The organism is Mesorhizobium sp. M7A.F.Ca.CA.002.04.1.1 (assembly GCF_004022805.1).
Classification (GTDB): Bacteria; Pseudomonadota; Alphaproteobacteria; order Rhizobiales; family Rhizobiaceae; genus Mesorhizobium; species Mesorhizobium ciceri.
The window spans coordinates 1-4,105 of record NZ_RZPL01000535.1 but is presented as its reverse complement, the minus strand read 5'-3'; the positions used below and the strand labels follow the sequence as shown (position 1 = coordinate 4,105).

Annotated in this window: 4 protein-coding genes; 3 read left to right on the top strand and 1 reads right to left on the bottom strand. The window is 63.0% G+C overall.

The window, feature by feature from the left end; genetic code table 11:
• Positions 1-839, bottom strand: an 839-nt coding sequence (gene tauA / locus ENZ75_RS23595; RefSeq protein WP_128278347.1) for a taurine ABC transporter substrate-binding protein, incomplete at its 3' end; no start/stop codon positions are given.
• A 643-nt stretch (positions 840-1,482) separates the two neighbouring features.
• Here tauA and ENZ75_RS23590 point away from each other — a divergent pair.
• The 3 genes from ENZ75_RS23590 to ENZ75_RS23580 all read left to right on the top strand — a co-directional run.
• Positions 1,483-1,953, top strand: coding sequence for an Rrf2 family transcriptional regulator (locus tag ENZ75_RS23590; protein WP_063169612.1), 471 nt, complete (start codon positions 1,483-1,485; stop codon positions 1,951-1,953).
• Between the two features lie 31 nt (positions 1,954-1,984).
• Positions 1,985-3,319 (top strand): FAD/NAD(P)-binding protein, encoded by a 1,335-nt coding sequence (locus tag ENZ75_RS23585; protein ID WP_013528704.1) that lies wholly within the window; start codon positions 1,985-1,987, stop codon positions 3,317-3,319.
• 291 nt (positions 3,320-3,610) lie between these two features.
• The coding region (locus ENZ75_RS23580; protein WP_128278346.1) for a pyridoxal-phosphate dependent enzyme at positions 3,611-4,105 on the top strand (495 nt) is incomplete at its 3' end.

Below are 4,105 nucleotides of genomic sequence, written 5' to 3'. Positions count from 1 at the left end.
ACATAGCCCTTGAGCAGCTGCGGCACTTCTTCCAGCTTGGCGCCGGTGAGTTTGGCGATCGCGGCCGCCTGCGGCGACGATACCGACCAGGCTTCGGGCTTGGCGAGGAACTCGGCATATGCCGCGCCCGTCACCTTGACGAAGTCGCGCACCGCTTCCGGGTTCTTTTCGGCGAAGTCGGTGCGCACGATCCAGGCGTCGAAGGTCGGCGCGCCCCAGGCGGCGACCTGCGAGGAATCCACCACCACCTTGCCCGTCGTCTTGATCTGGCCGAGCGCCGGATCCCAGACATAAGCGGCGTCGATGTCGCCGCGCGAGAAGGCGGCGGCGATTTCCGGAGGCCGGAGATTGAGGATCTCGACCGACTTCGGATCGACGCCCTCATGCTTCAGTGCTGCGAGCAGGCTGTAATGCGTCGTCGAGACGAACGGCACGGCGACCTTCTTGCCGGCGAGATCGGCGATTTTCTCGATGCCGGCGCCGTTGCGTGCCACCAGCGCCTCGGATTCGCCGATCAGGCCGACGATGAAGATGGTCTGGATCGGCAACTCGCGGCTCGCCGCCGCCGCCAGCGGACTCGAGCCGACATAGCCGATATCGACCGAACCGGAAGCGACCGCGGCGATGACATCGGCGCCGGAATCGAATTTGCGCCAATCAATGGTGGCCTTCGTCGCCTTTTCATAGGCGCCGTCGGCCTGCGGCACTTTCGAGGGTTCGACCACCGTCTGGTAGCCGATGGTGATCTTGAGGTCGTTGGCAAGGGCCGGGCCGAGGAAGGCCGCACCGGCAAGTGCCGCCGACGAGAGCAGAAGAATGCGTCGCGAAATGGTGGACATGAAGGGCTCCTGAAAAGAGAAAAACCGGAATGCTTCATAATAGTCAGCTAATTCTATGGTTCTTGTAGAGTTAAATCCTTCCAACCAAGGCGGGCTTGTTAGAAAAAAGCTGTCGATGGTGAGGTGGTGAGGCGGATAGGGTGGTTGCGGTGGGGCAGAGTGTCGCCACAGGGCAGGCCTTTCGACGCCGGCGGGCCAGCGCCCCCCTCTGTTCCACCGACCTTTAACCTCCTGAACTGCGGTGATGGCTCCGCCTACGCCCACCGCGAACTAGAATTCCCGCTTCCGGCCTCTTCCAGGCAAATTCATGCCTCAAATAACCGCCGATTTGACAACCCATTCCGCGTGTTCGAGGGTAAGTATAGTAATCTTATCGACATTGAGATTGGAGGCGACGATGAGCAGTCACCATATCGCGATGATCGCGCCCCCAAACTCGTGCGCTTTTGTGTCCCTGTGGGCACAAAGGCTAGTCAAAATGGCCCGCGCGGCTTGAAAACGAAGCAAAATCAGAAGTTCTCGGCTTGTACATCATGTCACTAGAATTTATGTGTCATGCGGGCTTGGACGCGGCGGCAACGCACGCCAGGCGTTTTGCAACCGATGGTTCCATGCCGTCGCATGCCAGAGAAAATTTGATCTCATGCTCACCAAAAAAGGTAAGTACGGCCTCAAGGCGCTTGTCCACCTCGCGCGATTGCCGGCCGGGCAGCTCGCCTTCGTCAACGACGTCGCCACCGGCAACAACATCCCGAAGAAATTTCTCGACGCCATCCTGGGCGAGTTGCGCAATGCCGGCTTCGTCCAGAGCCGCAAGGGCAAGGATGGCGGCTATCGCCTGGCGCGCCCCGCCGACGAGATCAAGGTCGGCCATGTGGTGCGCGTCCTCGACGGTCCGCTGGCGCCGATCCCCTGCGCCAGCCGCACCCAGTACCAGCGCTGTGAAGATTGCAACGAGGCGAGATGCCAAGTCCGACATCTGATGCTCGAGGTCCGGCAGGCGATCGCCGAGGTGCTCGATCAGCGCAGCCTCGCCGAAATGCGCGATATCTCTCTCGACGACCTGTCGGTCGGCATCGGCGATCTGCCGGTCGCGGTGAAGGTCCAGGCCTGACACTGGCGCTGCGCAGAGCGAAGGCATGCCTATGACCGGGCGCGCCAACTCCATCATCATTGTCGGTGGCGGCGCCAGCGGCGTCGTGCTGGCCGCGCATCTCCTGAAGTCGCCCAATCCCGACCTGCGCGTCACGCTGATCGAAAGGCGCCCGCATTTCGGCCAGGGCATCGCCTATTCGACGCTGCTGTCGGCGCATGTACTGAATGTCAGCGCCGCCGGCATGAGCGCCTATGCCGACGATCCCGGCAATTTCTGGCGCTGGCTTCAGGAACGCGGCCTGGCAACGGCTGAGGAGGCGCCCTTCTATGCGCCACGCAGCATCTATGCCCGCTATCTCGGCGAGTTGCTGGTCGATCTGGAAGCGCGGGAAAAGCAGAGCGGTCGGCTTCGGCTGATCCGCGAGGAAAGCCTCTCGATCACGCCCACCGCCTCCGGCGTCGAAGTGGCGCTGGCCAACGGCACCAGCGTCGTTGCGCATCTCGCCGTGCTGGCCACCGGCCACGACGAGGAGCCGGCGCAAGGCCATGCCATCAGGATGGGATCGGAAGCCGACACAGCACTTCCGCCCGGCGCCGGCGTCATGGTGCTGGGCACCGGCCTCAGCATGGTCGATGCTTTCCTGGCGCTGGAGCAACGCGGCCATCGCGGCGACATCATAGCTGTGTCCAGGCGCGGCCTGCTGCCCTCGCCGCATCGCAAGGGCAATCCGATCAAGCTCGACGTCGCCGACATTCCGCTCGGCACGCAGCTCTCCTATTTCGTCGGCTGGTTCCGCGACCTGATCAAGGAAAACCAGAAGGCCGGCATCGACTGGCGTGACGTCGTCGACGGGCTGCGGCCGTTCAACCAGAAGATCTGGCAGAACTGGCCGGCTTCCGCCAAACGCCGCTTCGTCGAGCACACCAAGGCCTGGTGGGACATCCACCGCCATCGCATGGCGCCCGAGGTCTACGCCCGTGTCACCGAGGCCGTGCAATCCGGCCGCATCCGCCTGGTCGCCGGCCGCGTCGTCGACATTGCGCGCAACGGCGAATTCACCGTCCAGGTCCAGTCGCGTCACACGCAGCGTCTCGAGACCTTCGAGGTTGCCCGCATCTACGATTGCTCTGGCATCGTCAGGGACATCTCGACCTCGTCGAACAGCGTCGTGCGCTCGCTGGTCGACCGCGGCCTGGCAAGGCCGGATCCGCTGCGCATCGGCCTCGACGTATCGACCAAATGCGAGATCATCGCCGGCGACGGAACCGTTTCGGCCAAGATCCTCGCCGTCGGCCCGCTGACGCGCGGCACCTTCTTCGAGATCGACGCCATCCCCGATATCCGCGTGCAGTGTGCGAGGCTGAGCAAGCAGCTGCTGGGGTAGGCTGTGTCGATATTCAGGTGATGCCGGCCTGCAAATGCGGCTTCCTGTGGCTTCCGGTGCTCACGTACCCAAAAGTACGCTCTGCTCCGGTTCTCGGAATCTGCCATTTTCGGCTCGGCCTGACCTGAATCTCAACACACCCTCCAAGCCCTTGAGGCACAAACCGGAATTTCATTCCGCATCTGGCCGGTTGATTGGCACGATCTATCTTCTTTCCGACTGCAAAGGGCTGGAAAAGAGGCTACGCTGCCGCCCTGCCCAGAGGCGGTCGCTTGGTCATGGAGCATCGATATGAGCGAGCATGAGATCGCCACACTGGACAGTGCCCCCTCGGAAGCCGAATTGTCCCGCCTGCGTCCGCCCTACAAGTCGGTGCTCGACCTGATCGGCCAGACGCCGGTGGTCGAGCTGACCAAGTTCGACACCGGCAAATGCCGGCTGTTCATCAAGCTCGAAAGCCAGAATCCCGGCGGCTCGATCAAGGACCGCATCGCGCTGTCGATGATCGCCGCGGCTGAAAAGCAGGGCAAGCTCAAGCGCGGCGGCACCATTGTCGAGGCGACGGCCGGCAACACCGGGCTTGGCCTTGCCCAGGTCGGCATCCCCAAGGGCTATCGCATCGTGCTGGTGGTGCCCGACAAGATGTCGCGCGAAAAGATCCAGCACCTGCGCGCGCTCGGCGCCGAAGTGCGCATGACGCGCTCCGATGTCGGCAAGGGCCATGCCGAATATTACCAGGACATGGCCGAGAAGATCGCGGCGGAAACGCCCGGCGCCTTCTATGCC